Origin of the sequence: [Lactobacillus] rogosae (assembly GCA_900112995.1) — a bacterium.
GTDB lineage: Bacteria > Bacillota > Clostridia > Lachnospirales > Lachnospiraceae > Lachnospira > Lachnospira rogosae.
On the sequence record FONU01000047.1, the window covers coordinates 1 to 2,218 of the forward strand.

Consider the following 2,218-nt stretch of genomic DNA (forward strand, 5'->3'; position numbering starts at 1 on the left):
GAGAATGAATTCGGCTGGTGGCGAATAGAAGGCGGTAAAGTGAATTTTGACTTTACAGGAGTAGCCAGTAATGAGAATGGAGAATTCTATATTGAGAATGGAAAAGTAGATTTCTCAAAAAATGGCTCATATGTATACAATGGTGTAAGATATAATATTATAAATGGCTGGGCATATAGAGCATAATTATAATATATTGTATTTTATATAATAAATAAGGTTGACAGTTGATTGTTAACCTTATTTTTATGAGATTTAATTAATCAATGTGTGTTATGAAAGTGTGTATACAAGTCGATATATTTAATGAAAGTTATTCAAGTTAGGTGAAAAACAGAAGAAAACGAGGTATAAGTATGAGAATTAAGAAACTATTAGCAGTGGTATTGGGTACTGTACTTGCCATAAGCTCATTTAGTTATACATCCTGGGCAGCTGGAGATGATAATAATAGTTCATCAGTGGAGAAATTCCAATTTGTTCCAGGGTATGTAGCAAGTGAACTTGATGGCAATACTCCTGTATATGAAGACTATGGTATGGCAAGAACGTTAAGCGAATTGCCTGCTAGCTATCCGTCAAGTGTTGAAGATATTAAAAGCAAATATCCTGACAATCGTAATCAGAATCCATATGGAACTTGTTGGGCATTCTCAAGTCTGGGACTTGCAGAATTCGATCTGATTAATGATGGAGCAGCTGATAAGAATATAGATTTAAGCGAATTGGCATTGGCATATTATACATACAATTCTGTAACTGACCCACTTGGTGGAACAGTGGGGGATACAGCTAAATATTATAATGAAAATTCAGATTATTCATATCTTAATAGAGGCGGCAATTATCAGTATTCATCAAGAAGACTGGCTCAATGGATAGGAGCAACAGAGAATACAGTTCCTTACAGCAAAGCGAACGACACAATTAAACAAGGGCTTAGTGGTGAGTTCGCATATAGTTATAAAGATGCCCACCTTCACAATGTATATCAGATTAATATTAAAGAGAATACATCAGGTGTTAAAGAAGCAATTATGGAGCATGGTGCTGTAGGTGTTATGTATTATCATTCAGATTATAATATGTCATGGAGTAGAAAGAGTGACTGTTATACTTATTATGACACAGCTCGGGCAGGTGGTGGTCATGCTGTTATGATAGTTGGATGGAATGACAATTTTTCCAAAGATAATTTCGAGGGACTTAAACCTTCGAATGATGGAGCATGGCTTATAAGGAATAGCTGGGGTTCTTACTGTGATTATTTCTGGATGTCATATGATACGTTTTCTTTAGAGAATACAGCATGGGTATTTGATTTTGTTGCAAATGATGGCTTTGACAATAATTATCAGCTGGATGGAGGTATTGAGACTTATAGATCATCTAATGTATTATCTGGAGCTAATGTATTTACAACACAGAAAAAATCTGGAATTGATTATGAAGTATTAAAGGCTGTATCTGTATCAATGTCACAGGCAGCAGATGTAAAATATACTGTTGATATTTATACTAATCTGACCAATCTTAATAATCCACTTAGTGGAACTAAACAGGTTACAGCAACGACTACTGGTTATACACAATATGCTGGTATATATACAATAGAGTTGAGTAATTCAATTAAGCTTGCTCCGGGAACAACATATTCAGTTGTTGTAACGACAGATAAGGCAGCGCTTGATAGAGAAGATGCTACAAGTATGGCTACAGGAGAAAAACTCGAAACTATAATATGGGACAGGAGAGTTAGTCAGTTTGATGGAAAGAGTTTTTATAAAGAAGGAAATGTATATAAATACTCTCCTAATAATTTTTGTATAAAAGCATTTACATCTAATGCTAAAGAAGCTGATACTAATGTGCCTATTGAAAGTATACATGTTAATAAGGATACTATGTCATTAACAGAAGGGGAAAGTGCGACATTAACAGCAACAATTAGTCCTTCTAATACAACATTAGATAAGACAGTAAAGTGGAGTAGTAGTAATACAGCTGTGGCATCAGTAGATAGTGCAGGAAAAGTGACAGCAAAAAAAGCAGGAACAGCAGTAATCACAGCTACCAGCAGCAATGGAAAGAGTGCGAGCTGCACAGTAACAGTAAAGCAGAAAGATACATACACTGGTTTAAGAGATGTTAATGGAACGCTTACATATTTTACTAATGGACAGGCGGATAAGACATATACCGGTTTTGTAAGTTATGC

At 35.0% G+C, this 2,218-nt stretch carries 2 protein-coding genes; both read left to right on the plus strand.

All coding sequences use genetic code 11. From position 1 onward, the window contains the following. Positions 1 to 186 (plus strand): hypothetical protein (locus BM157_RS12790; RefSeq protein ID WP_318256007.1); only part of this gene is annotated, 186 nt, incomplete at its 5' end. Between the two features lie 170 nt (positions 187 to 356). Continuing rightward, the coding region (locus tag BM157_RS12795) for a C1 family peptidase (RefSeq protein ID WP_090141458.1) at positions 357 to 2,218 on the plus strand (1,862 nt) is incomplete at its 3' end.